23 protein-coding genes and 1 pseudogene are annotated in these 25,163 nt (G+C 42.8%); 3 read left to right on the forward strand and 21 right to left on the reverse strand.

The window, feature by feature from the left end; translation table 11 throughout:
* Positions 1-1,306: 1,306 nt before the first annotated feature.
* Together ACDC99_RS06980 and ACDC99_RS06985 are read right to left on the reverse strand one after the other, a co-directional pair.
* Positions 1,307-1,522, reverse strand: a complete 216-nt coding sequence (locus ACDC99_RS06980) for a hypothetical protein (RefSeq protein ID WP_370756365.1) — start codon at positions 1,520-1,522, stop codon at positions 1,307-1,309.
* A complete protein-coding gene (locus ACDC99_RS06985; RefSeq protein WP_370756367.1) occupies positions 1,519-2,790 on the reverse strand; it encodes a site-specific integrase in 1,272 nt (423 codons plus the stop codon). Before ACDC99_RS06985 ends, ACDC99_RS06980 begins: the two co-directional genes overlap by 4 nt.
* Positions 2,791-3,535: 745 nt before the next feature.
* On the opposite strand from ACDC99_RS06985, the gene ACDC99_RS06990 reads away from it, so the two are divergent.
* On the forward strand, positions 3,536-5,464 hold the full coding sequence (locus ACDC99_RS06990; RefSeq protein WP_044073003.1) for a polysaccharide biosynthesis protein: 1,929 nt from the start codon (positions 3,536-3,538) through the stop codon (positions 5,462-5,464).
* Between the two features lie 135 nt (positions 5,465-5,599).
* On the opposite strand, the gene ACDC99_RS06995 is transcribed toward ACDC99_RS06990, so the two are convergent.
* The 8 genes from ACDC99_RS06995 to ACDC99_RS07030 all read right to left on the reverse strand — a co-directional run bounded on the left by ACDC99_RS06995 (position 5,600) and on the right by ACDC99_RS07030 (position 13,081).
* Positions 5,600-6,379, reverse strand: coding sequence for a WecB/TagA/CpsF family glycosyltransferase (locus ACDC99_RS06995; protein WP_022315585.1), 780 nt, complete (start codon positions 6,377-6,379; stop codon positions 5,600-5,602).
* Between the two features lie 4 nt (positions 6,380-6,383).
* Positions 6,384-7,613: a glycosyltransferase family 4 protein gene (locus ACDC99_RS07000; RefSeq protein WP_370756368.1), complete on the reverse strand. Its 1,230-nt coding sequence runs from the start codon at positions 7,611-7,613 to the stop codon at positions 6,384-6,386.
* 6 nt (positions 7,614-7,619) lie between these two features.
* The gene (locus ACDC99_RS07005; protein WP_370756370.1) at positions 7,620-8,489 is read right to left on the reverse strand and encodes a glycosyltransferase; all 870 of its coding nucleotides are present in this window, start codon (positions 8,487-8,489) and stop codon (positions 7,620-7,622) included.
* Positions 8,490-8,594: 105 nt separating this feature from the next.
* Positions 8,595-9,587, reverse strand: a complete 993-nt coding sequence (locus ACDC99_RS07010; protein ID WP_370756372.1) for an acyltransferase family protein — start codon at positions 9,585-9,587, stop codon at positions 8,595-8,597.
* A gap of 4 nt (positions 9,588-9,591) precedes the next feature.
* Positions 9,592-10,182: an acyltransferase gene (locus ACDC99_RS07015; protein ID WP_370756373.1), complete on the reverse strand. Its 591-nt coding sequence runs from the start codon at positions 10,180-10,182 to the stop codon at positions 9,592-9,594.
* Positions 10,183-10,307: 125 nt separating this feature from the next.
* Positions 10,308-11,351, reverse strand: coding sequence for a glycosyltransferase family 4 protein (locus ACDC99_RS07020; RefSeq protein WP_370756374.1), 1,044 nt, complete (start codon positions 11,349-11,351; stop codon positions 10,308-10,310).
* Positions 11,348-12,454 carry a hypothetical protein gene (locus ACDC99_RS07025; protein WP_370756376.1) on the reverse strand — a complete coding sequence of 369 codons (1,107 nt, stop codon included), beginning with the start codon at positions 12,452-12,454 and terminating at the stop codon, positions 11,348-11,350. Before ACDC99_RS07025 ends, ACDC99_RS07020 begins: the two co-directional genes overlap by 4 nt.
* Before the next feature lie 132 nt (positions 12,455-12,586).
* A complete protein-coding gene (locus ACDC99_RS07030; protein ID WP_370756378.1) occupies positions 12,587-13,081 on the reverse strand; it encodes a hypothetical protein in 495 nt (164 codons plus the stop codon).
* Positions 13,082-13,182: 101 nt separating this feature from the next.
* Between ACDC99_RS07030 and ACDC99_RS07035 the strand changes: the two genes are divergently transcribed.
* Positions 13,183-13,623: a hypothetical protein gene (locus ACDC99_RS07035; protein WP_052484576.1), complete on the forward strand. Its 441-nt coding sequence runs from the start codon at positions 13,183-13,185 to the stop codon at positions 13,621-13,623.
* 32 nt (positions 13,624-13,655) lie between these two features.
* Positions 13,656-14,540 (forward strand): IS3 family transposase, encoded by an 885-nt coding sequence (locus ACDC99_RS07040; protein WP_042517742.1) that lies wholly within the window; start codon positions 13,656-13,658, stop codon positions 14,538-14,540.
* Between the two features lie 375 nt (positions 14,541-14,915).
* Here the strand turns inward: ACDC99_RS07040 and ACDC99_RS07045 are convergent.
* The 11 genes and pseudogenes from ACDC99_RS07045 to ACDC99_RS07095 form a co-directional block, all read right to left on the reverse strand.
* Positions 14,916-15,152 (reverse strand): annotated as a pseudogene (locus ACDC99_RS07045) (glycosyltransferase family 32 protein); the annotation flags it as partial.
* 39 nt (positions 15,153-15,191) lie between these two features.
* Positions 15,192-16,145 (reverse strand): hypothetical protein, encoded by a 954-nt coding sequence (locus ACDC99_RS07050; RefSeq protein ID WP_370756379.1) that lies wholly within the window; start codon positions 16,143-16,145, stop codon positions 15,192-15,194.
* Between the two features lie 8 nt (positions 16,146-16,153).
* On the reverse strand, positions 16,154-17,218 hold the full coding sequence (locus ACDC99_RS07055) for a glycosyltransferase family protein (RefSeq protein WP_370756381.1): 1,065 nt from the start codon (positions 17,216-17,218) through the stop codon (positions 16,154-16,156).
* Positions 17,219-17,674: 456 nt separating this feature from the next.
* Positions 17,675-18,919 (reverse strand): ATP-grasp domain-containing protein, encoded by a 1,245-nt coding sequence (locus tag ACDC99_RS07060; RefSeq protein ID WP_370756383.1) that lies wholly within the window; start codon positions 18,917-18,919, stop codon positions 17,675-17,677.
* Positions 18,920-18,931: 12 nt separating this feature from the next.
* A complete protein-coding gene (locus ACDC99_RS07065; protein WP_370756385.1) occupies positions 18,932-19,285 on the reverse strand; it encodes an ATP-grasp domain-containing protein in 354 nt (117 codons plus the stop codon).
* A complete protein-coding gene (locus ACDC99_RS07070; protein WP_370756387.1) occupies positions 19,282-20,262 on the reverse strand; it encodes a hypothetical protein in 981 nt (326 codons plus the stop codon). Before ACDC99_RS07070 ends, ACDC99_RS07065 begins: the two co-directional genes overlap by 4 nt.
* Positions 20,262-21,467, reverse strand: a complete 1,206-nt coding sequence (locus tag ACDC99_RS07075) for an ATP-grasp domain-containing protein (RefSeq protein ID WP_370756388.1) — start codon at positions 21,465-21,467, stop codon at positions 20,262-20,264. The genes ACDC99_RS07070 and ACDC99_RS07075 overlap by 1 nt, the downstream gene beginning before the upstream one ends.
* A gap of 27 nt (positions 21,468-21,494) precedes the next feature.
* Positions 21,495-22,604 carry a DegT/DnrJ/EryC1/StrS family aminotransferase gene (locus ACDC99_RS07080; RefSeq protein ID WP_370756390.1) on the reverse strand — a complete coding sequence of 370 codons (1,110 nt, stop codon included), beginning with the start codon at positions 22,602-22,604 and terminating at the stop codon, positions 21,495-21,497.
* Between the two features lie 32 nt (positions 22,605-22,636).
* Positions 22,637-23,584: an acyltransferase family protein gene (locus tag ACDC99_RS07085; protein WP_370756392.1), complete on the reverse strand. Its 948-nt coding sequence runs from the start codon at positions 23,582-23,584 to the stop codon at positions 22,637-22,639.
* Positions 23,574-24,566: an acyltransferase family protein gene (locus ACDC99_RS07090; protein ID WP_370756394.1), complete on the reverse strand. Its 993-nt coding sequence runs from the start codon at positions 24,564-24,566 to the stop codon at positions 23,574-23,576. The genes ACDC99_RS07085 and ACDC99_RS07090 overlap by 11 nt, the downstream gene beginning before the upstream one ends.
* Positions 24,563-25,162: a DapH/DapD/GlmU-related protein gene (locus ACDC99_RS07095; protein WP_370756395.1), complete on the reverse strand. Its 600-nt coding sequence runs from the start codon at positions 25,160-25,162 to the stop codon at positions 24,563-24,565. Before ACDC99_RS07095 ends, ACDC99_RS07090 begins: the two co-directional genes overlap by 4 nt.
* Between the last annotated feature and the right edge of the window lies 1 nt (position 25,163).

A 25,163-nucleotide genomic window follows, 5' to 3' on the forward strand; every position in this document is an offset into this window, starting at 1 on the left:
CTCTTCCAACTGCCTATCAAAGTCGAACAGACAACGTCAGAGCCCACGCCGATATGAAAATCGCTACCGCAAAGAGACCTATATAAAACATTTAACTGCACCCAAAAGGGTACAATTCATGCTTACAAGGTCTCCACGGGATTGATATAATCACACCCGGGACATCTACCGTTGACCATATTCGAGACTTTGATACTGATTGTTTTGGAAGATTTCAGTGTGTCTCAAACACAGCGTCGATAAACGCCTTCCATTATGCCTGGATTGTCTTCCCACCCAAAGCCCGCTTTCGTATAGATATGTCATGGTTGACTTCACTACACTCAGCACGGCGTAGGCTGCCGACTCGGTTATCATGAAAGAACTCGTCTTACAGCGACAACTGCGGTCTGGCTATACAATCCGGCTACAAAAATACGAAAATTTATTGAGAAAAGACAAGAAATGGCAGGAAATATAAATACTACAACACAAATTTAAGGCTATTTAAGCCAATACGCTTGAATATCTCGATTATTTTGTGTAATAAAGCGCACTGTAATAGATGACAAACATTCTAAAATATGCAAACTGCGCTACAAATAGAAAGCAAAAAGCGCACAGAGTGATACAACCATTTGGTATTTCTTCCCTGTACGCTATTATATAATTAAGGTGTAATGCTTAACTGATACCTCTCGGCATCGTTCCATTCATCACGATAATCGTCGTTCGCCCCTGCTTTCCTGGAGTAGCTTGACATTCTTTGCGATTTCCTATCTTTTCAACAAGCCATCTTCTGAAAAGCAATGCTTGGTAAGTATCCACTTGCCATGCAATGGCGACTATCACGTCTAAGCTATAGACATCAGCTGAATATCCATTTTCAACCCGTTGGCGGAATTAATTTAAGTTGGTCGATATGAGCATAAATTGTCCATATCACTGATTCTCAGTAAAAACGAGAATTTCTGAAAAACTGTCAGATTGCCTGGTTTTTTGTTGTAACATTCTGACAATCAAACAGTTGACTGCCAGGCAATTGTCAGCCTATTGTCTGGATGGTTTGCAGATGAAAAGAGAATTGTCAGATGAAAAGAATTATCAGATGAAAGGAATTCAGACGACAGGAAATGTATGCGTTGGCAGAATCCTGAAATCAGGGATATGGGTGTTACAACATTAGCTTATTGGGCAGACGTTAGACTGCAAATCTGCCCAACAGGGGCAAGCACGTTGCCCATGATGGGCAAGCACGTTACCCCACTTGGGCAAGCAGCGTGCCCATTTTAACACAAACTGTCATTAGGATCAAGTATGCACTAATCTAATTCCGCCAACGGGTATTTTCAAGTTTGATGTATTGTGAATGCTCAAAATCCTTTAGGACACCTTGCTTCCAAATTCGCTTGATAGCATTATTTACAAATGTACCTGTCACATACAACAGTTCTGCTATTTCCCAAACAGTCATCCACACCTCACCATGATGTGGGGCGTAGATGACCATATCTTCTTGTATTGTTATCACTTGTCGTTTCATACTCTGCCATTTATAGTGTTAGTATTATCGTTGCAAACATTTCCAAACGTGAATTCCTCAATGTTATTAATTTGCTGAGACAACTTTTCCACGTCTTTGCTCAATTTCTCCTTGGTAATTTTGGCATACACCTGGGTTGTCTTTATGTCCTTGTGACCAAGCATTGAACTCACGGTTTCTATTGGAACTCCGTTGGAGAGGCAAACCGAGGTTGCGAACGAGTGCCTTGCCACGTGCCAGGAAAGTGGCTTGGTGATACCGCATTTCTTTCCCAATCTTTTGAGCGAACGCAGACAATTTCTATAAGGTGGTACAGGAAAGACTCTGCCATCCTTGCACAATCCACGATATTTCTCCATTATCTGCTTGGGATAGTCAAGCAACTTGATGTCGGCTTCCGTTCCTGTCTTCTGTCGGTGGATAACAATCCACTCGCCATCGTCAAAAAATGTCTTGATGTTCTCTTCCTTCAAGTTGTACAGGTCAATGAATGCGAGACCTGTGAAACAGCAAAATAGATACAAGTCACGCACCAACCCCATATGTTTTCTGGTGATAGGAGTTTCCATCAACAGGTTAATTTCTTCTTTTGTCAGAATCTCCCTTGTTGTTTCCTTGTTCTTGTACTCGTATCGTCTGAAAGGGTCTTTGACGAGCCACTCGTTATCAATCGCCCGAAAAATCATGGCACGGAGATTACGGACAAACACCATTGCGGAATTTATCTTCAGTTGCTTGTCTATTCTAAGGAATGTCTCATAGTTCGTAATAAACGGCAGGGACAATTCTTTCAAGGCAATGTCCTTTACACGATAATGCGACTGCAAAGACTCGCCCACGTAAGCACAACCGATTCTATATTTTGTGAATGTGCTCAAAGATTTCATGCCAGCCTTGTATTGTTTTTCCATTTCATCCCTGCTTTGCTCATAGACTTTCATCAAGGTATGGCAGCGATACTCCAATCCAAGAAAGGCGTTCTTAACCTTGTCGGCAGTGACGAAGTTGTCTCTGTCCATAATCTCCTGATAATGCTTACTGATACTCACACGCATTTTGTCCAATTTGCGGTTCACTTCCAAAGCCTGCATACTCTTACCTATCATGCGTCCGCCCTTGGTATCCCACAAATTGGGATTCGCAGTCATCTTGCAACTGAACTGTGCCTGTGTTCCGTCCACAGTGATACGTCCCATAACTGGAACTGTACCATCTTTCTTTACTACCTGTCTTTTGAGGTAGAAGATAATTGAAAATGTACTCTTCATAACGTCATTCTTTTTTGCGTTCAAAATTAATACACGAAGAGTCTTTTCTTGCTACGCATTTCACGGCAGAACACGGCAAATTTGGTTCGTAACCAAAAACCTTACGTTGCTCATTAGTAACTCACTATAAATCAGAGCGTTCAAATCCAATTCGTAACCTTCTTTATTCTTCCGAACCTCAACATTCACCATTTGGGGTATAGGTTACGGATAGGTAACATTCCTCTGTCTCATCTTGTCGTATTCCCATCTTCGTCTATCCTCGCCACTTTTAACCAAAATGAGGAAAGTAACTGATAACCAGTAAACTTTCCTCATTCTTCTCTCAAACACTTTTTATATGCACTTTCTCTCAGAAAAACGTCGCAGTATAGTTATGGATACATTTTAAATCCTGCCTCCGCAACTAATAACGACATAACAAGTTGTAAGAACAACGAGTTATGTCGTTTTTTGGTTTTGGGGTGCGACAAAACCGCGACAAGATAGGGCGGCTGTTGTTAGGGGTACCAGAAATTTCATTGAAGTCTATCAAAAATCAATAAATCATGAGGCTTTTAACGAAAAATGTCAGAAAAAGTAGTTACGAAACGAAAAAGATGAGTACCTTTGCAAAAGATAGTATATAGTAATGGCGATTATTGTTTGTTGACTACGAGTTCCAACACCTCTAAGGAACGACATTATTGCATATCAACGAAGTAAGTATCAAACCACTTTTTATTATTAAGGGACAAAAAGGATTATGAAGGTATTTTACAGATTATCCGACTGGTATTTCTCAAGTAGGGCGCTACCCTATTGGTGTATACTGTTTATAGACTGCCTCACAGTGTTCTTCTCGAGCTACGTGGGCAGCTATCTGGAATTTGGAGGAGACGGTTTTGCACAGAATTTCTGGCAGCTCACGGCAGGCAACCTTATTTGCGTGCTGATATTCGGCGTGTGCTTCCGCCTGTTCCACACCTACACCGGAATATTGCGCTATTCGTCGCTCATCGACCTTGAGCGGGTGGGCAAGGCGGCGTTTGTCGGTTCCTGTCTGTCGTATCTGGTGAGCATCGTGATGAACGAGGCCGGGACTGACGGCGTGATAATGCATCAGTCGCTGCGCGGAAATCTCATGATGTTTATTTGCTCTGCCATGCTGATGTGGGTAGAGAGGATGATGGTGCGTGCCATGTTCGACGGATTCATGGCTGACAAGGCTCAGCCGGTGGCGATATACGGCACGAAGAGCGGCGGAGTGAGCCTCGCCAACAGTATCCTTGCCACGAGGGAGAAGAAATACATGCTACAGGCTTTCATCAGCGACGGACCGGATATGCGCAATGCGTATATCATGGGCAAGAGGGTGTATCTGAACAAGAAGGGCATAGCCCAGCAGATGAGACACCTGCACGTGAAGGTGCTGCTCGTGTCGCCGCTGAAGACTGAGAAGTTCCGCGACAATCAGGCGATGGTGGACGAGTTTGTGCAGGCTGGCATAAAGATAATGATGATGCCTGCCGCCGAGGAATGGGACGGCAAATCGAAACTGACCTACAACCAGCTGCGCGAGATTGAGATTGAAGACCTGCTTCCGCGAGAAAAGATAGAGGTGGACATGAACGCCATCGGAGAGATGCTCAAGGGCAAGAGGGTGCTCATCACCGGTGCTGCGGGATCCATCGGTTCGGAGATGGTGAAACAGGTGGCTATATACAAGCCTGCGGAGATGACACTCATCGACCAGGCGGAGACGCCGATGCACGACGTGAGACTGATTATGAAGGACCAGTTTGCCGACGTGAAGAACCAGACCATCGTGGGCAGCATCACCGACAAGCCTTTCATGGAGAAGATATTCGAGGTGCACCGTCCGGAATACGTGTTCCATGCCGCAGCCTACAAGCATGTGCCGATGATGGAGGACAATCCTGCCATGGCGGTGCGCAACAACGTGAACGGCACCCGCATCATAGCCGACCTTGCCGTGAAATACGGCACGAAGAAGTTTGTGATGATATCAACAGACAAGGCGGTGAACCCAACGAACGTGATGGGTTGCTCGAAGCGAATATGCGAGATATACTGCCAGTCGCTGAACCAGGCTATCGTAGACGGCAGGGTGAAGGGCGTGACCCAGTTTGTTACCACACGCTTCGGCAACGTGCTCGGTTCCAACGGTTCGGTGATTCCTATCTTCAAGAAACTGATACGCAAGGGCGGCCCGCTGACTGTCACACATCCCGACATCATCCGCTATTTCATGCTCATCCCAGAGGCATGCAAGCTGGTGCTCGAAGCGGGAACGATGGGCAAGGGCGGCGAGATATTCGTCTTCGACATGGGCAAACCGGTGAAGATCGTAGACCTGGCGAAGCGTATGATATCGCTGTCGGGAGCCAAGAACATAGAGATAAAGTTCTCCGGACTGCGTGAGGGCGAAAAGCTGTATGAGGAGCTGCTTTCCACCAAGGAGAACACCATACCGACGAACAACCCCAAGATCATGGTGGCTAAGGTGCGTGAGTATGACTATGAGGAGGCGAAGAAGAACGAGGACGAGCTGCTCAGGATTTCATACACCCACGACGACATGGCGATAGTGAAGAAGATGAAGGAGATTGTGCCGGAATACAAGTCGCAAGTAAGCAAATACGAGGTGTTGGACAAAAAATCCCCCCAATAGCCTAATGCACGGCAGAAGCCGAGCACTATGTTCTGAAAAGAATAACGGGCAAGTGCTACCTCTGACGATATGTTAATCGTGTAAGAGGCAGCACTTGCCCGTTTTAGGTTTATTTGCGGTGTGGCAGGCTGGCGGTCACTCTCTGAAAAAGATATTCCAGAGAAACAGGGCATTGCCAATGATATAGCGGCGCCACATGCGCTTAGGCTCCTTGAGCAGACGGTAGAGCCATTCCAGTCCGTGACGCTGCCACCACATCGGTGCACGCTCCACGGTGCCGGCGAAGAAGTCGAAGACGGCTCCGATAGTGCCCACATGACAGTGGATATCCAGTTGCTGCCAATGAGAGTAGGTCCATTTCTCCTGCTTGGGTGCCGTCATTCCAATCCACAGCAGGTCGGGGTCAGCGGCATTGACAGCCTCAACGATGGCACGGTTGTCGTCGGCAGAGAACTCCGGTTTGTATGGCGGTGAATACGTCACCACCCTGAGATGAGGATACACCTCAGCGGCACGTTCCACTATCAGATCAAGCACACGCTGCGAACTGCCCATAAACATCACGGTCTTCTTCGCTTCCGTGGCAGCGCAGGCATCGTCAGCCAATCCCTCTCCTGCCCCATGACACATGGCACTGAGCTCCTCCAAGCGGTTCATCTCAAACTCGAAGAGGTCCCATCCGGCGATACGCTCCCTGGGCTGCGACTTCGCCTTTATCCATCGGCAAGCCTTCACCACGCTCACTCCGTCGGGAATGAGCACATCGCCACGCGTAAGTGCCTCGGCAAAGAGGGAATCCTTTCGCGCCGTGTTATACGAATGGGCGTTGATGGTATTGATAAGCAGTTTCCCCTCAGGCAGCGTTTCGAGTTGCGCCTTGCTGCAGAGAATATCCAGATTTTTAAGTTTGAACATCTTATTATTTCCTTAAAATTTTCTCATACCACTCCATCATTGTCTTGGCCTTTTCTTCCCAAGACAATTCCTGCTGTCTCTCTTTACAGTTCTCCGACAATTGTTTCAGCAAAGACCTATTATCCTCAAGTTCGTTGAGCAGTTTGGCAAAGTCACTAACAGACTGGCAAGGGAAAGAAAGAGGAATCTTTCTACCTACCTTGTCATTCACGGCATCACCCTGACCGCAAGTGTCAAAACAAACGACAGGAAGATTATTGGAAATAGCTTCCAGTACTACATGGGGAGTACCCTCAGCAACACTGGTAAAGAGGAAGATATCCGACTTTTGCATGATATCCTGTACCTCATCGTGACTCACAGCACCATGCCAAATACACTTATCAGCAATACCATAACTCTTTGCCAATGATTGATAAAATTCTGCATCACCACCACCCATAATATGAAGACGGAGTTTGTTGTTTTCAGATTTGGCTACAGTTTGTAAAGCTAAAGCAAGTTGCTTGCGGAAATCCATTTTGCCAACCCAAAGGACATCAAAGGTCTCTTTATCTGTTTTATCCACAATAGGATGATCCTGAACATAGCATCCCGTCTCATTAAGAAGAGGCGAATCTATATTCATATATTTTTTGAAAGAGCGTTGCGAGTTAGATGAGGCTGAGAATATAACCGATGACTGGCGTGCAGCAAGTAGCACACGTTTAGAATATCTCAATTGGATACCAGTCAAGAAATTTTTCAGGCGCATAAACAACTTGGTTTTCAATCCAGCACCATCCAAATAAGCAACAGGAAACTTATCCTTGGCATCCACAGGTCCCCATACAAACGGCACACCATTCTCCCTTGACAGTTTCCAGAGATATCCCGGCTCACGGAATCCTATCATATTCAACTGATGCAGGATATCTATCTGCTCCTTCGAACAGATGTCCTTTGCCATGAGATACGTCTTCCACTGCCATTCCCTGTAATACTTATAGAAGCGCCAGTCGCCCTGATTCCAGCACATCTTGCGGATTTTCTCCGACACAGGGTTATAATAGAAATGCATGTTCCCGCCTTGCTCCAGGGTTGGCACCACCTCCTCTATTTTGTCCCGAAACTCCCCTTCGGTAATGATATGCAGTTCGCAGGACTTGGCGAGATTGCTCACCCAGTTCCATGCCATTCCCGGCTCACTCCCCATACCCGGCGAGCAAGCGTATGCGTTGATTAAGATTTTCATCTGTTTCTAAAATTTATTTTTACTCCTCCTCCACACTTGCTTCAGACCTCTCAATACGAAAGCAAAGAAATGCTGGGATTCAATATCGATATCCAATGAGAAAACACGGCGGAGAATATCATTATCATGAACTATATGCGTATCAAGAGTCATTTTCACATCATTATCCACATTCTCTTCATGAATGATCTCTATCCACATCGGATGCTTCTTTTCATGGATATGATGCACCTTGGCAAATCCGCGCTTCTCCAGCAGGAAATGGCTGCCAAAGCCATAGCAGGTTCGGAGAACGGACAGAGAAATATCTGAAGACTGCAGATATTCTGCTAAAGTCAGAAAATGATTATTGGGATAATAGATACGAGTGGTGAAATGTCCTAACTCTGTATAGGTCTGCAATCCATAATCAAAAGACAGGAAGCGTTTTTCATTAGGAGTCAGACGGAAGGAAAGACATTCAGACTGCACACGCTCCACAAAGTTACTAGCGATACTGTCGTCATTATCAAGATAAGTGGTAAGGCATAAATCACCATCTTTCCATCCCCCTTGTTTCAAATCTGTCAACACCACATGCCGGAAGATATCAGCAAACCTATAAGCATATTCAGCCTTAACGACGACAAACCTGATTTGAGGACAAAGATTACGATAAGTCTTGATCTTCTCCCGATATACAGCAGGAGTATTTGCATCCACCAGCAAAATCCAGCTGAAATTCTGGCAGCCTTGATTTTTTACAGAAGGCAGACAAAATGTTTCAAAAAGAGCCATTCGCCTTTTAAGCCATTCCTCCCGATCTATAGCTGCCCCATTCTTATCTTCTATCCAGAGAGCTAAATTAAATCGAGTTAGTAGATAATGATAAATCATTTTCGTTCTCCTTAATGTAAAGTAACGTAAAAAAATACGCCTCTCTTTGTCTATTAATCTATTAAATTATACCTTTATAAATCAAAACAAAAGTGTATCTCCAAATTAAATTTCCAACGCAAACTTATCCTTCGATAGCAGCGAAAGAAAAGCAGCGGTCATTACCTTTAGCAGATATGCAGCTAAGCAAATGATAGCAAACACTATAACGATGTTCAATGGGAACACACTGTTCCATTTATTAGTGATAAGCATAAACTGCACGATATAAATCTCAAGCGTAAGTCCAGCAACAAGAGAGATACCTTTGCCCAAGAACCTCTTCCCCAAACACCAGTCAGTCCATTTATACGAAGCCACTTTATACCCATAATAAACAAAACTATGGAGAGGCACAAGCGCCAGCACCTGAACATCATACAGCCATCCTGTCTTGTTCTTTCCAATAGCCAATATCAGGAAATATAAAACAAACGAAAGCGCCATACCGCAAACATCCTTCACCCAATGTCCCATACTTATTCTGTCACGACAGACATACACCAAAGCCCCCATCATCATGATGCTAAAATGACATACAAAATGAAAGCTCGTATGAAAAGGCGAACCTTCCGCCACAGGCATCCAAAAGAAATAAGCCACAGAGCAAGCTACCGCCAGACCGAAGAGAGACAACATGTATTTATTGCCCCCCCAGAATCGGCATTTAGCAGGCAAAACCTTTATCAGCAGATAGAACAAAGCATAGTACACCACTATAGTTTGCAGGAACCAATAATCACTCCCCAATATCATTTTATCGAAAGTCAGCGGAGCATCCCATATCAAGTTAGCTGCCACCACCCAGATAAACGCCGCAGGCCACAACCTCCTGATTTTCCCTTTAAACCAATCGATAAAGCTCAGCTCCTTATGCTTTCCAAATCCCATCATTAGAAGATACCCTGCTACAAAAAAGAACAGCGCATTGCCCTGCACCCCGAAAGTAGCAAAGGCAGTATTCACCCCCTCATATAGCGGTTGGAAATGAGAATTGGTGATGAAGATAGCAGCCACAAACTTCATCATGTCCAATGAATATAAACGATCCTGATTCATAGTATCACTTTTTTACAGTCAACATTCTTTCGTGCTCCTTGATCTCCTCTTCCGTAAATCTCATTTTGATCAGTTTGGCAGGAATGCCACCGATAATACTGTAAGGAGGAAAAGATTTAGTGACAACAGCACCAGCAGCAACTACAGAGCCACGACCGATAGTCACACCTTTGAGGATGGTAACATTTGCACCACACCAAACGCCATCTTCGATAACGACAGGCTGGTCATACACATTCACCCCATCCACAAACTTCTCCTCAACAGTAACATCCGTAATATACTTACCCAAGATGTCAATGCGATGGTCACCGGTGATTATCGTAGGCCTAGGACCGAAGAGCACCTTCTTGCCAATAATACATGGTGCATCCGTACAATAGATAGTACTACCTTTTGGAATAGAAGTACCATCCCTACAGACAAGTTCCATAAGCCCTTGATATCCGAAGACATCGGACGGATATATACCCCTTTGCCACAGTGCTTCATACACCGCTTCCATACAGGAGCCCACATCTTGTCCCACAGATACGAAGGAACAAGACTTATCTTTTGCAATAGATGAAAAATATTCATGATTTCTAAAAGCCAATATTATATATACACCTCAAATTTATTGGCAAGATTGCTCACCCAGTTCCATGCCATTCCCGGTTCGCTGCCCATTCCCGGCGAGCAGGCGTATGCATTGATTAGAATTTTCATATAGAAATAATATTAGCCCAGGAGAACAGTTTCATACAAATTCTCCACACTCTCATTCACTCTCTCCGGTGCGAACACCCTTTCGCCAAAGGCTTTAGAATAAACCGCAATATCCATTCTAAGCTCAGGCGATTCTATTAGGCGCTTCAATTGGCAGGCTAATGCCTCAGCATCATCAAATGGGAAAGTCAGGCAATTTCTACCCTCTTCTATCACATCTGGCAGACCGCCAACAGGAGTCGACACCACTGCGACGCCTCTTGCCCATGCCTCCAGCACCACCATCGGGAAGCCCTCATGGCGCGAGCACATGCAGTAGATGCTCGCCTTGTTCCAGACGTCCTCCTTCTGCTTGCCCGTGATATAGCCCGTGAAGGTCACACAGTCGTCAAGCCCCATATCGTGGCACAAACGGCTGTAGCCCTCCACATCGCCGTTGCCCATAATCATGACGTGCCAGTCGGGGAAGTCGCCGCGTAGCCGCTTCCACGCCTGCAGCAGCAAATCGGCACGCTTGTTCTCGTCCAGGTGCGCCGCAAAGATGATGCTCTTCTCCTTAACCGAATAGTCGACGGCAGGTGTCGGAGCGCAAGCGTTGTAGATCACCGCCGTCCTCGCCTTCACCCTTGGGTAGAGCGTCTCGAAGAGGTTCTGCCACTTCTTCGCCAGGAGCACCACACGGTCAGCCCGATTCAGACACCATATAAACAATTTGTTCTTAGTATGGTTTTCCAACTGGTTGCCCATGTGAACATGCATGATAATCTTCTTTCTGCCAAGTAATGCCAGCAATAGCACAGGCATTTGAATAATCAGACAAATCCTGTCGGGCACCGTATGAAAATGAACGATGTCGTATCCCCATATCGTGAAGAGCGCCTTGGCGTATGCCTTCAGAGCATACCATAGCTTCACGCCATAGTTGCGCTGAATCTGAGTGCCTAACCATCCACAATGGTATTTCTGCCAAAAGGGCATCCCCTTCATCAGTCTGACGACACTCGCCACGCCTCCCCCACTCTGCTCAGCAGAGCCAACCATCAAGACTTTAGTCATTTAGGAGTCTCCATTTGTTCATTAGCTGTTGCAGCCATCTGGCGTTGCCTTTCAATCATCATATTTCTGTTGGCGTTCAGACACAATGCGAGAAGCATGCAATAGCCCATGCCCTTACCTGAGAGCCACGACGAGTCGGCTGTCTGCTCGATGGCGATACAACAAACAGTGATCATCGCCACTCGATAATAGCGCATATCCTGAATAACATTTATCTCCTTGAACCTTCGTTTCCAGAACCACAAGAAGAAGAATACTCCGACGATTCCAAACTGTGCCAAAGTAGGATAATATGCATCACAAATAAAGCCTCCCCCTTCGTCAAGTCCCCAAATGTCATTCAAATTGTATTTATAGTATAAAGGCGAATAAAATTTCCATGCTCCATTACATGCAAATGTTCCCATACCCGGTCCGAAGGGTAAATAATCATACAAAATCTTCAGCGACGTTTTGTATGTCATAGGACGTGCCAAATATTCATTGTTCAATCCTGATACATAATAAGCATCAAAACGTGTCCATGTCACAGTCAAGACAATTGATGCTATTACAGTGCAATAAAGGATTGTTTTGGGAGACCTGAAATTAAGACGCTTTTTCAAGAAGTAGATAAAGGCGATAAAGCAGACCACCTCACCCATAAACTTAAACTTAGGAGCCAACATTCCCGTCAAGACCAGCAATAACGCAATATTACGGTTGCGCTTTGTCTGCTTTGTCAACAGATACCACGACAGACCCGTACAAATAGCCAACTGACCAAGAACCGGGAACTCTGCATTTCTATTTTCAAAAGAGTCCGGATGATAGATTATCCATGACACCAATGTCAAGACCATCGTCGCCAGCATCCATTTTTTCTGTTTCTTCGAGAATTGAGGATTCAGAATCCAAGTGCAGAAAATAATGGTATACGGGCGGACCTCCTGCATCAAGTCAAGCAGAATTCCTCCCAAGACATTGACTCCCCAGATCAATGAATAAACGAAATAAAAAGCTATAACACCCAAACATACAATAAACTCTTTCCTTGGTTTCCTGTTGATATAGCGTTTCCGACACATCAGCAATGTAAACAAGAACAAGATGATTGTCATCATCTCATCTATATTGGAAAAGCCTGGCAAATCATTGTATGCTATACATGTAGGGAAATATATTATCCAATATAGTGTAAAAAATATCGATATTCCTTTCATTACTAAAAGTTTTATATAAATAATGCATAATGACTAATTCTCAAACGGGATTTGGAACCAACTGAATTTATTACGCTTCCAGGTTTTTTGGCCTACTATATAGACTAATTTTACAAACCATTTAGGCAAAATGCTTTTGATAGTTTTCTTTTGTTGTTGTTTCATCCAACTTCCAGCATAATTGTGAGCACAGAAGCTTTTGGTTGTTTGATGAACCTCAATAGCATTGCGGCTATTAAAAAAATATCTGTCAAAGACAAACATTTCTTTTTTCTCAATACTGAAGTTATGAGATTTTAGAGATGACAGATCCGTAATTTTCCAAAATTTATATCCTAATTCTGTCAACACATGATGAAAGCGACATGGAAGCGTCAACATATCATAGTCACCGTTATTCTTGATAAATGTTTTATCTTTATATGTGTCCAAAATATCTTTAATCCATTTGCATTTAGGCGTACAACCTATAACAGCAGCCTCAAATGCACGTATCTGATCTGCACCTACGAAGTAAGGCAAATTCAATAGAGGCTCAAAATTCTTATATACCAACACATCAGAATCGAGATATATTCTGACTTACCCTAAAAAAACTTGACACTTTTGGATGCCTAAAACAAAAGTGTATGAGAACAAAAGTAAAACGTGAAAGAGATCGTGTCCTAAATGAAGCGACAGGTCAGTATGAATGGGTATGGGTAGAATCCACTCGCTACATTCATGATGAAGAAGATCGAGTACTTGCTGCACTTGATTTCCTTAAAGGCGAGAATACGCCTGAGGAATTAGTTGAGAAACATCATATTTCCAACATTCAGGTGCTGTTTTCTTGGGTAGGTCGTTATCTTTCTGAAAATCGTTTAGTATCTTTGCAGGAGAACAACGATGACACTATGGCAAACAAAAGTAAAGACGAGCAGATCAGAGAATTGAAAGCAGAGCTCAAGAAAGCAAGAAAAGAGGCAGAACTAGAGAAACTACGTGCCCATGCCTACGACACAATGATTAACCTTGCAGAAGAACGATTCAATATTCCAATAAGAAAAAAATCTGGCACCAAACAGTAAGTCTGCTCCGCGAAGAGTCTTCACCAGCATCGATGAATACCCTTTGCAGGCTGTTTGGTTATAGCAGACAGTCGTTCTACAACCGTGAAGATCCAGACAATGACTTTGTCGATAATGCCTTAGAAACCATGATAGTGGAGAAGGCCAGAGAATACCGTAAGGATAACCCTGGACTTGGTTGTGCCAAACTATACCTCATCGTCAAACGCTTGTTTGAATCCACTGATCGTATGCCTGGACGAGATGCGTTCATAGAATTGCTCCGTGCCAATGGATTGATGGTGCAGTTGAAAAGACGTCGTCACTACAAGACAACTGACTCCAGTCATCATTACCACAAGTATGACAACTTGATAAAGGATGTGGTTCCCATGCGACCTAACGAAATATGGGTCAGTGACATAACGTACATAGAAACAACTGAGGGTGTGTGTTACTTGTCGCTTATCACGGATGCCTATTCTCATAAGATTGTGGGATGGGCAGTAGGACCGACCTTGGAAACCATATACCCATTGGAGGCACTGCGTATGGCACTGGCAACAATTGACGATGAAACAGCATCCCGTCTCATCCATCATTCTGATAGAGGAAGCCAGTACTGTAGTGCTGCATACGTTAAGGAGCTAAAGGCACATAATATAATGATAAGCATGACCCAAAGCGGTGATCCTCTCGAAAATGCCATTGCAGAACGCGCCAATGGCATCATCAAAACAGAATGGCTCTACAAGATGAGCATACCGTCAATAGAGAATTGTAAGGAAGAACTGACTCGTATCATACGTTTCTATAATACAGAACGTCCGCATATGAGCATTGGATACAAGACTCCCGAAACGGTACATACAGAAGTTGGAGAACAAAAAAGGTGTTGGTGCAATCCATGGAACAGACCTGCTGCCACAGGCAGCTGATAGGTTTTTCTTAGCCATACAGCATCTCCTAAAATAATGGGCGCTGCCCCGAAAGACAACGCCCATACCACTATTTCAGTGTGATGCAGAAACCTATTGCTGGCGAGTTGCTCCTCAGCAGAGCTCGCTTCCTCTTCGGCTTCTGACAGCAAAATTACGAAATATTTTTATTTCTTGCACTAATCAAAGGAATAATCATTAACTTTGCAATTGGAATGCGAGAAGGTAGTAAAGCAAATCAGTTTACTGATGAAATCTTGTAAAACAAATCAGTTCAACTAACAGAACTTGTAAAGTAAAACAGAGAACTGAATAAAAGTAGTAAACCTAATTAGTTAATCGCATCCAATTCTGTCAACTAATTTTAGGAATAGTCATTCCTCCATAGTTGTACAAAGCATAGAGACGTATATAATCTGCAGCAAAAGCATATTTCTTGGCCTCAAACGCCTGTTTTGTCCAAATTGTACTGTTGATATCAAATCGTTTGGTATCCCATACCCAAACCTCATAATCAGGTAAATACTTTTTCCAAGAATCTAAACACTTTTGAATCTCTACAGGATAAGGATCACCAGACAACCAACAAAGATGGATAATCTTTGGTATCATATTTTTTATGTATTAATTATAATTCAAAACCGATATTTTTCACACTTCATAGCCCAAATTGACAAGCCACTCCTTAACATGCTGCATTCTTAGTTCCCAAGGCGCCATTTTCACAGCAACATCCCGATTTCTGTCAACCAGAGGCTGATAATCCTCAATATGGTCAAGTATCTTTTTCACTTCTTTTCTGAAATTCTCTTCTGAGCTTTCATCGATTGCTACTTCTATAACAGGATTGTAGCCTATAAGATCAACAAGTTCCTGCGGTGCATGGCCAACCATAACAATGCGCGACAGCATATTCTCCCAATAGCGCTGCGTCAATGTCTCCACACCACCCCCGATAGCGGGCTCAGTATAGTTTTTAGTCAGTGCTATTGTAATCTTGGAATTCGCCATCGCATCATGTAGCTCTTCGTCCGTCAATCGTTTTTCCAGATTGCCCGTACACAAATGATTGATTCCTTCAAATTCAGACTCTCCAATCACTAATTTATTTGTCCGACCAAATTCAAGCAAGTCAATCTTTCTGTCTTTCAGCAACGTTCCTTCATTATGCTTACTAATATCAACACCTTCTGTCACGACAAGAATATTCATATCCGGGAAACGCTCCTGTATACGTGCTGCATTTTGTCTTGAAGTAAAAATGGCAGTCTTCACATCGTGTTTTTTCAGCCAACGGCTCATTCTGTTGTCAAGACAAGGCCAACAGTCCCAGATGAAAGGAATGATTTCGTAACTAACATAATCGGGAAAAGCATCAAACTTACGATTGATTGGTTCCATGAATCGAAGTCTTGCCTCCTTTTTAGATTTCCATAGCGAAGGCAGTTCGTGGTTATGAAAGAATCCAGCAACTTTTCTTATGCAAGGATAACGGGTTACCGCCACCTCTCCGCCAATATTTCCCCAAGCTTCATACGGTCCCATTTTGAAGTTTACGATGCCTTTTCTAATATAAGGCATAACAGCCCTCACTTTTTTAGCCATTGTCTAAACTATTTCCTTCTCAATCTATTATATATTTTAATTGCTATCACACGTGGGAAAACGACAAGGCTATAGAACTTTGCCGACCATATTCCGCAATGAACACAAAGCCACAGCAACCGCTTCGCTTTTGCCATTTGTCGTGGCGAGCGATAGTCGAAGGCATTCAATCTCTTACGGTTCTCCTCAAAACTATCCTTGCTGTTTTCTACCAATACAAAGTCCGCAGCATCGTCAATTGGCTGATTCGGATAGTTATAAGTGCCAGCAGTCTCGCCATTCAGGTTAGTGTCAATATTCTGACAGTATAACCCACTACCATCAAACCCCATATTCCTGACCTTTGACACGACTGGCGTAATGGCATATTTATCATATACTGCAAGGAACGCTCTTCTTGCGATGTCTGTTTTGCATTTAAGCATGCCGTTACCAATCCCCGAAATGTTACATGCAGCCTCTAAGTATTCCCTAAGACAGGCATCTATCATCTTCAGGAATCCTTGTTTCTTGATGAGCAAAGGCAAATCAGCAAGCAGTATTCCTTTATAGTAATTATCATTCCATCTGTCTTCCTTGTCTTTCCACAGGCCCGTGCCCCACATTGAGACATTTATCTGTTGTTTCAACACCGTAGCTTCATCAGAAACATCCCAATCTACAGGATAGCTATATCCGCAAACTGCCAACACATTAGGGTCGTCTCTGTATTTATCAAGACAAATGTTCATATACTCCAAGAAGTTTGGAGAAAACACGTTGTCGTCTTCTGAATAGATATAAGTGTTGAAACGCTTAAAAACCAAATTTCTTAGTTCCACATAATTTTTTCCGCCACCATAGTTTACCTCTCTCTCAAAAACATGTATTTTTTTGAAAGTCATATCGCCAACTTCTTTGAGATAACGTTTAATTTTCTCATAACCAGAACGATGACTCTCCTTTGCCGGATAGTCCAATCCGACAAACACTTCTGTTTCCTCTGCCCATTTACACTTCGAGAGCGACTCCAAGCACTCCTTAAAGTGCTTGTATCTACACAATGTAGGTATTATAACTGGTGCATATATCATGATAATCTATTTGCTTTTAATTCACATTCTTAAAACTTATTCTTTTTGCCAACATGTATACTACAAAAATAACAATTATTATTCACATTTTAATCTTTATAATTGTTTTTAACATGCCGCTTAATAAAAACCTATCATGTTACCTCTTCGCGGTACTACCATTTTACACATGCGGTAGCGCTGCTTTTGCTATGCGGTAATGACATTTTTGATATGGTGTAATCGTATGTTCTGCAGCGCATGACATGCTCGTTACGCGCCCCATAATCATAAACTTGCTGGCAGACGCCGACACGCAGCCGTCAGATGTGCGTCTGAGGCTGGGAGATACTCCCGTTCGGCTGGTAGATAGGCTGGTAGATTCGGACTATCCGCCAGTTATCTCCCAGCCATTATTTATTTGATTTATAATCAATTGCAAGAATCCTGGTAGATATGGGGGATTTTTTCACGTACTTAGTTTATATATAGCTCTTGCTCAGAAACTCTTTCATAAACCAGGCTTTCGCCATTCTTGTCAAACACATCAAACGTGTTGTTTACAGCATTTACTGTTGCAACCATATCTTCAAATGAGGCAGACACAATAGTGAACATGGCAATCTTCTTGAATACATTTGTGGAATTTTCTATGGCTTCATTCCTGTTCACATACAGTTGTATGTCATAGATATTATCGTTCTTCTTTAATTCTTCTAAACCTTTGATATTGTCTACGTCTCCATCAAGACCGAAGAAGTTAAGCACGATACAATGGTTATTGCAATTGAGAACCTCCTTATAATCAGCATTGTCTTTATACCCCATCGAGTGTTTTATCATCGAGTCAAGATAATTCATACCAGCTATTTTTTCATAATAGTGATACGACATTTCTCCGCTCAATCTAAAGCCTGCCTCAAAGAAGTAGAAGTCGCCGTTTCTATAGAACATAGACATCGTTGCATATGCATTGTTTATTGCAAGACCATTGAACATATTGCGCACTTTGCCATCTACTTGCTTCAAATAGTCTTGCTCGTATTTTGACTTAAACGGCCATGCTTTCTGCAATATCTTTGCTCCAAGGTCACCCTTACACATAACGGTATCGCTACTTCCAAGAAATGTCAGTTTATTATCTTTTACATAATAATAAACATCTACTTTAATACCATCTGTAATAAAGTCTTCTATCACGACTTGCTTAGACGGAGACAAGCTTAATGCTGTTTCGTAATAAGCAGCTAGTTCCTCTTTGTTATGTGCTACATTAATCCCAATGGAGCCTGCTCTATCTACGGGTTTTACGATAACAGGAAAAGTTATGTTACTATCATCGATATGATGTTCTGCGATTGTATTAAGTCCATATTTACGGCAGGTCTCTTTGAAAAGAAGTTTATCCCGCGTTACATCTAATTGATGCATCGTTAAAGAGCATGGGAAGTGGAGCCGCTCGCACAACTGTATCATATTGTCGACTCTAAATTCGCTAAAACCTGCAATAACCCCATTGACATCTTCTTCCTGACATTTCTTTGCCAATGTGTCAACATCGCTCCAACTAATGTTCCAACCTTCATCTGCCAATTGTTTTGCAGGTGACAACTTCCAGTCGGTATGATTATCAGTTACAATTGTGTAAAGCCCCAACTTCTTTGCTCTTTCAACAATCTCAATCTCTGTAGGATTACCTCCTAAAATCAACAACTTATCCATTATGCTACAAGTTTAAATGCCATTCTCAGCAAACGCCTTACGCATAGCAAATTTGCTTTTTGTCAGCTCTACACATTCCTCTGTATTGCTCACTAAACCAAGGTTCTGAGCTACATATACAAGTGTCGGCAAAGCCGACTCAAGACTGAATGAGGTTATGCCATCTACTTTTTCTTTGCGGCAAACTTCCAAAACAGCCTCTTTGTCAACAAACGATATGGGATAAAACTTTTCGCAATACTTTTTGCATACTGCGCCCTCCTCCCATGCTATGCCTATCAATCTATAGCCCATAGCGTATGCCTGCTTATAAAAGGGCAACAAAGGAGCATTAGCTCCAAGAACTGCTATTTTTTTCATTTTCATCTTTTGTCGAATTCATTAATAAGACCAACTATCCTCTCCATTTCTTTCTCCCCATATCTTTGGTCTATGGGCAAAGCAACGACATTATTTGCCAAATTATATTCTAGTTCAAAGCCTCTGCACGGAAGAACATTGGGCCAATATCTTGCGACAAACACCTTGTTTCCTATCAACTTTTTGCGAAGTTCCTGACCATTACTTACTGCATACGGATAAACCATAGGACATTCAAATTCTGAAGTTGCAGGCAATTGTATTTGGTTTTTGTATGCAAGAGTATCTTCAAGAACAGACCAATTAGAGATTCTTATTCTCTTTATTTTTTCATAATCAATATGTAGCAAAACCTCTTTTGTCAAGGAAGACATTCTGCGTATCGGCAGATTGTCCAATGCTTCTTCGTCGGCTTGATAGCAAGTGAAACCAGCTTCTGCCCCTTTTTCTTTGCGGATTACAAGATGGTCAGAATGTAGAATCGTTGGCTCTTCGTCATAAAGTGAAGTATCAATAGATTGCACGTTGCCAACATAGGCAATGCCTCCATCTGCAACACCGACATATTTTCGAGTACTGTAAAAAGCCTTTATTCCAGTTTCAACTGGAGCGAAAAGCGCTTGAGCACAATCTACAATCAAGTGTTCACAATATTTATTGTATAAAGAGCTAACATAACGGTCCTTGATTCCATAGTAATTATTGACAATGATATATTCATTCTCACCAAGCCTTATGTCGTCTGCAATTTCAAAATGAGAATTTATATGATAATAGTTATATGGGATTCTCAAGCGTTTAATAGGTTCAAGCACAACTTCACAAGTGAAATAAGGTATATATATACGGCTTACTTGTTTGATTGTACGCAATATGTATTCTAAAGCATTACGTCCTGTATTAAGCAATATACCCGTTCCATGAGGAAAATTATCGGCTTGTTCACAATCCGCCAATTCAAAGTATCCACCAATTGCTTCCATTATTTCACCACTACTTTAAGCCACGTTGTCTGATCGGCAATTGCTTTTTCCAATTCTTCGGCATTATCAAAACGCAGTACGAGCGTACCGATAGCATCATTGGCTGCTTCAAATCCATGAACAAAGTCACCGGGGGTCACCCAAAGGTCTTCTTCTACGATTTCCGCAGGCAACGACGAATCGATCTGCAGTCCGACAAACTCACCATCTTTCTCTGCATGAAGAATTATCTCTGCCCAATGTCCGTTGTACGGTTTCTGCTCGATGGCATCAGGTTCGTCGCCAACCATTGCACGTGTAATGGCTGTAATCATATCCACCCCCGTAGCATATCGAAGCATCTCGCACAAGCGATTTCCTCCTCCACGAGGAGTCAGTTCCATTATGTATGGCTTGTTGCTAGGCGAAACTCGTGTCTCGATATTGAAAACAGAGGTCTTCATTCCAAGAAGTGTGATGAGACGTTGTATCTCTTTTGTGAGATATCCTTCTTCTTCCTTTGTAAAAGTAGAAGGCCACGAGTAAGCTGCTGGGGTATACGGATTGGTAGCCTTTGCATCGAAGCGTTGAGCACTAAAACTTACGAATTTCAATTTTCCTTCAAGTGCATAGCTATCTGTATCAGACGAACAACCTTTCTTTTCAAGAAATTCTTCAATGATGATATGTCCGCCGATAGTATACTTGAAAGCATACTCGATGGCTGTCGTCAGTTCTTCTTCACTGTCTACACGTGTACATCCCTTGCTTCCTGCAGAATCGGTAGGCTTCACGATAAGAGGGTAAGAGAATTTGTTTCGAGCCTGCCATGCCTCTTCCATGCTTGAGAAGGCGAAAGCCCATGGCACGTTGAAACCATGCTCTGCAAGGAAGGTACGGAACTTATCCTTATTCTGCAGAATCTCTACAGATTCGAATGGACCAAACGACGGCAACCCCATCTTGTTCTGCACGTATGATGCAGCAACAACGCCAGGGTCTACACCGAACGACATAATACCATCAATCTGTTTCTCTTGAGCCACTTTCAATACGGCCTCCTTGTCTATGATGCTGACATTCACATATTCATCAGAATATTTGTGAGCTATATTGTCTGGAAGATAATCTGCCGTTATCACATAATAGCCTTGCTCGTGAGCTGCCTTGATAACAGGCAGTAGATACCGTATGCCTCCAAGGAGCATCAACTTTTTCTGTTTCATAAGCTATTGATTGTTATATGTATTGTGTTATTCAACAATACAGTCAATCACCCTCTGTATATCCTCATCGCTAAGTCCATGGTGCATAGGCAGACAGATTACGCTGTCTGCCATCTTATGAGCCTCGGGCAAATTAGTAGGGTCAGCACTCTCAAGTCCGCGGTATGTAGAAAACTCTGAAATAAGCGGATAGAAATAACGGCGACCAAGTATACCACGCGATTTCATCTTGGCATAAAGTTCGTCACGGGTCATTCCGTATTTCTCTGCATCCACAAATATCGGGAAGTAGCTATAGTTATGTCTCACTCCAGGCATATCGTCGAAGAACGTGATTCCCTCTACCTGCCGCAAAGCTTCTCTATATCTGATTGCCACCTGATGGCGTGCCTCGATGGCAGCGTCTACAAGGCGGAGGTTGAGAATGCCGTATGCTGAACGCATCTCGTCCATTTTGCTGTTAATGCCAGGCCCCACAACCTCCGTCTCTCCGGCGAATCCGAAGTTCTTCAGATAATCGATGCGTTTCTTGGTCTTTTCGTCATGCATCACCATCGCTCCGCCCTCAATGGTATTGTAGACTTTGGTTGCATGAAAACTCAAAGTGGAAATATCGCCAGCGTTAAGGATTCCCTCTCCATCAACCTCCACTCCGAAAGCATGGGCGGCATCATAAATCACTTTTAGTCCGTATTTGTCAGCGATATCTTGTATTGCCTTCGTATCACATGGCTTTCCATACACATGCACTGGCATGATAGCCGTCGTCCTCGGAGTGATGGCAGCCTCAATCTTGTTCGGATCCATATTGCCCGTAGCCGGATCGATGTCAACAAACACCGGTTTGCAGCCATTCCACCAGATGCTGTGTGTAGTAGCAACGAAACTGTACGGCGTGGTTATCACTTCTCCAGTTATGCGCAACGCCTGCAATGCCGTAAGCAAAGGCAGTGTGCCATTGGTGAAAAGGCTTACGAACGGCACTTTCAGATAAGCGACCAATTCTTTCTCCAGCTCCTTATGATAGTCACCGTTGTTAGTAATCCACTTACTCTCCCAAATCTTCTTCAGTTCAGCTGTAAAATCGTCGAGACTTGGAAGGAGAGGCGACGTTACGGTTATCAGTTTATCATCCATATTGCTAACTATCTAAATTGATTTCAAAAAAATTATCTCTTCCCCAGCATCACCGGTGCATATTTCTCTATTAAGTCCGTTCCCCAATGAGCTACAAACACTATTACTGCGTAAGCCACGAGGAAACAGGCAATCCATGGCATAGAGCCTGGTTCAAAAACTCTGTTCAAAACCACCGCTGCCGTATGACACATGGGAGAATGCAAGAGCATTATTCCCAACGAATGTTGACCTAACGATGCGAGCCACTTCTGATTATGAAGTTTGTCTGAGATGAACATGAATGGGACAAAGCACAAAATCATCAATACCAAAGCCACTACATAGTATGGCGCAAAATTACCATTCGACTGTGGTACTATAGTAAAGTTGGCATAATGCATTATATACACGAGCAAAGCTATAACACCACACATCAAAAGCCACTTATTTGAAATGACCTCTCTGAGATAAGGATAACAATACTTACCTGCCACATAAAAAGGCAGAGCGGCACATCCCTCATCCAACAGGAACGGCATATTCACTGTCATACCTATATAGCCTATCGCTATACAGACAACACAGACTACATATTTAGGAAATTTCGTCTTTACCAATCCCCAAGTCAATGCCTTGGCATAAAGTAAAGCGAAAAGAAACCACGCAGGACCATTATAACCAGTAATGATATAACAGTTGAACGGATTCTCTCCACAACTCCTGTCTTTCGCATAGCCCAACAGTTTGATATACGCTGTAGCTATCAAAATCCAGATGACAGCAGGCAATATCAATGTACGGAGAGATTTTGGGAACCACTGACAAAACGGTTTTTCCGATCGGTCAAAGAAACCACTCATAAGGAAAAATACCGGTACTGCTATGAATGTCAAAGCATAGTCTACAACGCCAAAGACCTCTGTATGAATACAGGCAATAAGCAAAATACCGAGTCCCTTTGCCACATCGACATATATATCCCTATTGCTATTTACCATAAATTAATTTGCCTATATATTTGGAATATTTCAACAACTCTCCCACTGATACTGACAAAGCGGCTATGACTATCGACATCATGAGAACACAAAGATGCATGAATAAATTATTATCATTATCCATTCCCCAAATCCACATGATATGGATATTCACGAAAAGCACAAAGAAATAATGGAACAGATAGACTTGCAAAGAATTATTTCCAAAATATTCCAAGCCTTGCAGAATTTTTGACTGCTTATGATCCATCTTGCTCAAAGTATTGAAAGCCACAACTATCGCACATACCGGCAGCAAAAACCTTTTGGACAAAGTGTTGACAATATGAATATCACATGTGGAGAAGAACAAGCTGACATATCCGACAATAGAAATCGCAAAGAGAGCGTCTGATTTAATCAGTTTTTGCAAACGACTGTATTTTCTCGTCAAAAGACCTAATGAAAAAAATGGGAAATAACAAGTTGCATGCTCCATACAAAGATTCGCACCTATTTCACCTCCATATTTCCATAATACTCCAAACAAGACATAACAAACAAAAATACAGACAACATCAATCCATATTTTGTTTCCATGCATAATGGGCAAACTCAATAATGAAAAAATTGTCAAAGCCTTCAAATACCAATACCAGTTGCCAAACAAAACACCATCCCTCATCGCAAGAAGCATAACATTGTCAGGACTGACAGTATTTAATGCAAAGAGATAAAGCAACCATCCCACCACATACATGGGAACAATATACTTGACACATCTTGTCAGCAATTTCGTTAGCAAGCTTCTATAGTCCTGTGGGGGTAATATATATGCAACGAAACCGGAAACAAACATAAACAAAGCCATGTGGAATGACCCAATGAGCTTATTGACAAGATTGCCATCTGTTGCTTCAGAGAATGTGTATAAATGTCCTACAACAACCAAGATGATAGCCAATCCCTTTATTCTATCTATATACAATAGTCTTTGTTTCATTGATTTAAACTCTTTATCACCCTGCACGGGTTGCCAGCTGCCACGCAGTCGGCAGGAATACTCTTGGTCACCACGCTACCGGCACCTATGACACTTCTTGCCCCGATCGTCACACCTTTGAGAATAATGCAATGAGCACCTATCCACACGTCATCCTCTATAACTACCGGCGCTGACTTCGTGCCTTCGTTGGAACTGCGACGAGCCATATAATCCATCGGATGGGCATCTGTGTCAGTAATAAGCACACAACCTCCGATCTTCACATTGTTACCGATTTTGGCACTTTCGTGAATCCACAACCGTGTACTACTCATTCCTACATTGTTGCCAATGGTAAGTGCCGCTCCTGGTTCTACGTATACATCAGCCTGCAGATTGCTTGCTATAGGATTCACACTATTTCCAGAGGAGAGATAGAAATTGTCTCCAATTTTCAACTTACCCCCGATTAACCACGACACCTTGCCGGGAATCTGAAGGTTCTTACCAAACACAACGCCATGCGCCTTCAATATCATGCGGTTGATTCGTGGATACAACTTGATGCGAAGGGTTGTGGGGAAGTTGAGGAGTTTTATGAGAAACTGTTTCATT

Origin of the sequence: Prevotella pectinovora (assembly GCF_041323955.1) — a bacterium.
GTDB lineage: Bacteria > Bacteroidota > Bacteroidia > Bacteroidales > Bacteroidaceae > Prevotella > Prevotella pectinovora.

What these genes read in the sequence shown, in the direction of transcription:
- ACDC99_RS06980 (WP_370756365.1), bottom strand. Translation starts at nt 1,522, where the DNA reads ATGAAACGACAAGTGATAACAATACAAGAAGATATGGTCATCTACGCC.
- ACDC99_RS06985 (WP_370756367.1), bottom strand. Translation starts at nt 2,790, where the DNA reads ATGAAGAGTACATTTTCAATTATCTTCTACCTCAAAAGACAGGTAGTA.
- ACDC99_RS06990 (WP_044073003.1), top strand. Translation starts at nt 3,536, where the DNA reads ATGAAGGTATTTTACAGATTATCCGACTGGTATTTCTCAAGTAGGGCG.
- ACDC99_RS06995 (WP_022315585.1), bottom strand. Translation starts at nt 6,379, where the DNA reads ATGTTCAAACTTAAAAATCTGGATATTCTCTGCAGCAAGGCGCAACTC.
- ACDC99_RS07000 (WP_370756368.1), bottom strand. Translation starts at nt 7,613, where the DNA reads ATGAAAATCTTAATCAACGCATACGCTTGCTCGCCGGGTATGGGGAGT.
- ACDC99_RS07005 (WP_370756370.1), bottom strand. Translation starts at nt 8,489, where the DNA reads ATGATTTATCATTATCTACTAACTCGATTTAATTTAGCTCTCTGGATA.
- ACDC99_RS07010 (WP_370756372.1), bottom strand. Translation starts at nt 9,587, where the DNA reads ATGAATCAGGATCGTTTATATTCATTGGACATGATGAAGTTTGTGGCT.
- ACDC99_RS07020 (WP_370756374.1), bottom strand. Translation starts at nt 11,351, where the DNA reads ATGACTAAAGTCTTGATGGTTGGCTCTGCTGAGCAGAGTGGGGGAGGC.
- ACDC99_RS07025 (WP_370756376.1), bottom strand. Translation starts at nt 12,454, where the DNA reads ATGATGACAATCATCTTGTTCTTGTTTACATTGCTGATGTGTCGGAAA.
- ACDC99_RS07035 (WP_052484576.1), top strand. Translation starts at nt 13,183, where the DNA reads ATGAGAACAAAAGTAAAACGTGAAAGAGATCGTGTCCTAAATGAAGCG.
- ACDC99_RS07040 (WP_042517742.1), top strand. Translation starts at nt 13,656, where the DNA reads ATGAATACCCTTTGCAGGCTGTTTGGTTATAGCAGACAGTCGTTCTAC.
- ACDC99_RS07050 (WP_370756379.1), bottom strand. Translation starts at nt 16,145, where the DNA reads ATGGCTAAAAAAGTGAGGGCTGTTATGCCTTATATTAGAAAAGGCATC.
- ACDC99_RS07055 (WP_370756381.1), bottom strand. Translation starts at nt 17,218, where the DNA reads ATGATATATGCACCAGTTATAATACCTACATTGTGTAGATACAAGCAC.
- ACDC99_RS07060 (WP_370756383.1), bottom strand. Translation starts at nt 18,919, where the DNA reads ATGGATAAGTTGTTGATTTTAGGAGGTAATCCTACAGAGATTGAGATT.
- ACDC99_RS07065 (WP_370756385.1), bottom strand. Translation starts at nt 19,285, where the DNA reads ATGAAAATGAAAAAAATAGCAGTTCTTGGAGCTAATGCTCCTTTGTTG.
- ACDC99_RS07070 (WP_370756387.1), bottom strand. Translation starts at nt 20,262, where the DNA reads ATGGAAGCAATTGGTGGATACTTTGAATTGGCGGATTGTGAACAAGCC.
- ACDC99_RS07075 (WP_370756388.1), bottom strand. Translation starts at nt 21,467, where the DNA reads ATGAAACAGAAAAAGTTGATGCTCCTTGGAGGCATACGGTATCTACTG.
- ACDC99_RS07080 (WP_370756390.1), bottom strand. Translation starts at nt 22,604, where the DNA reads ATGGATGATAAACTGATAACCGTAACGTCGCCTCTCCTTCCAAGTCTC.
- ACDC99_RS07085 (WP_370756392.1), bottom strand. Translation starts at nt 23,584, where the DNA reads ATGGTAAATAGCAATAGGGATATATATGTCGATGTGGCAAAGGGACTC.
- ACDC99_RS07090 (WP_370756394.1), bottom strand. Translation starts at nt 24,566, where the DNA reads ATGAAACAAAGACTATTGTATATAGATAGAATAAAGGGATTGGCTATC.
- ACDC99_RS07095 (WP_370756395.1), bottom strand. Translation starts at nt 25,162, where the DNA reads ATGAAACAGTTTCTCATAAAACTCCTCAACTTCCCCACAACCCTTCGC.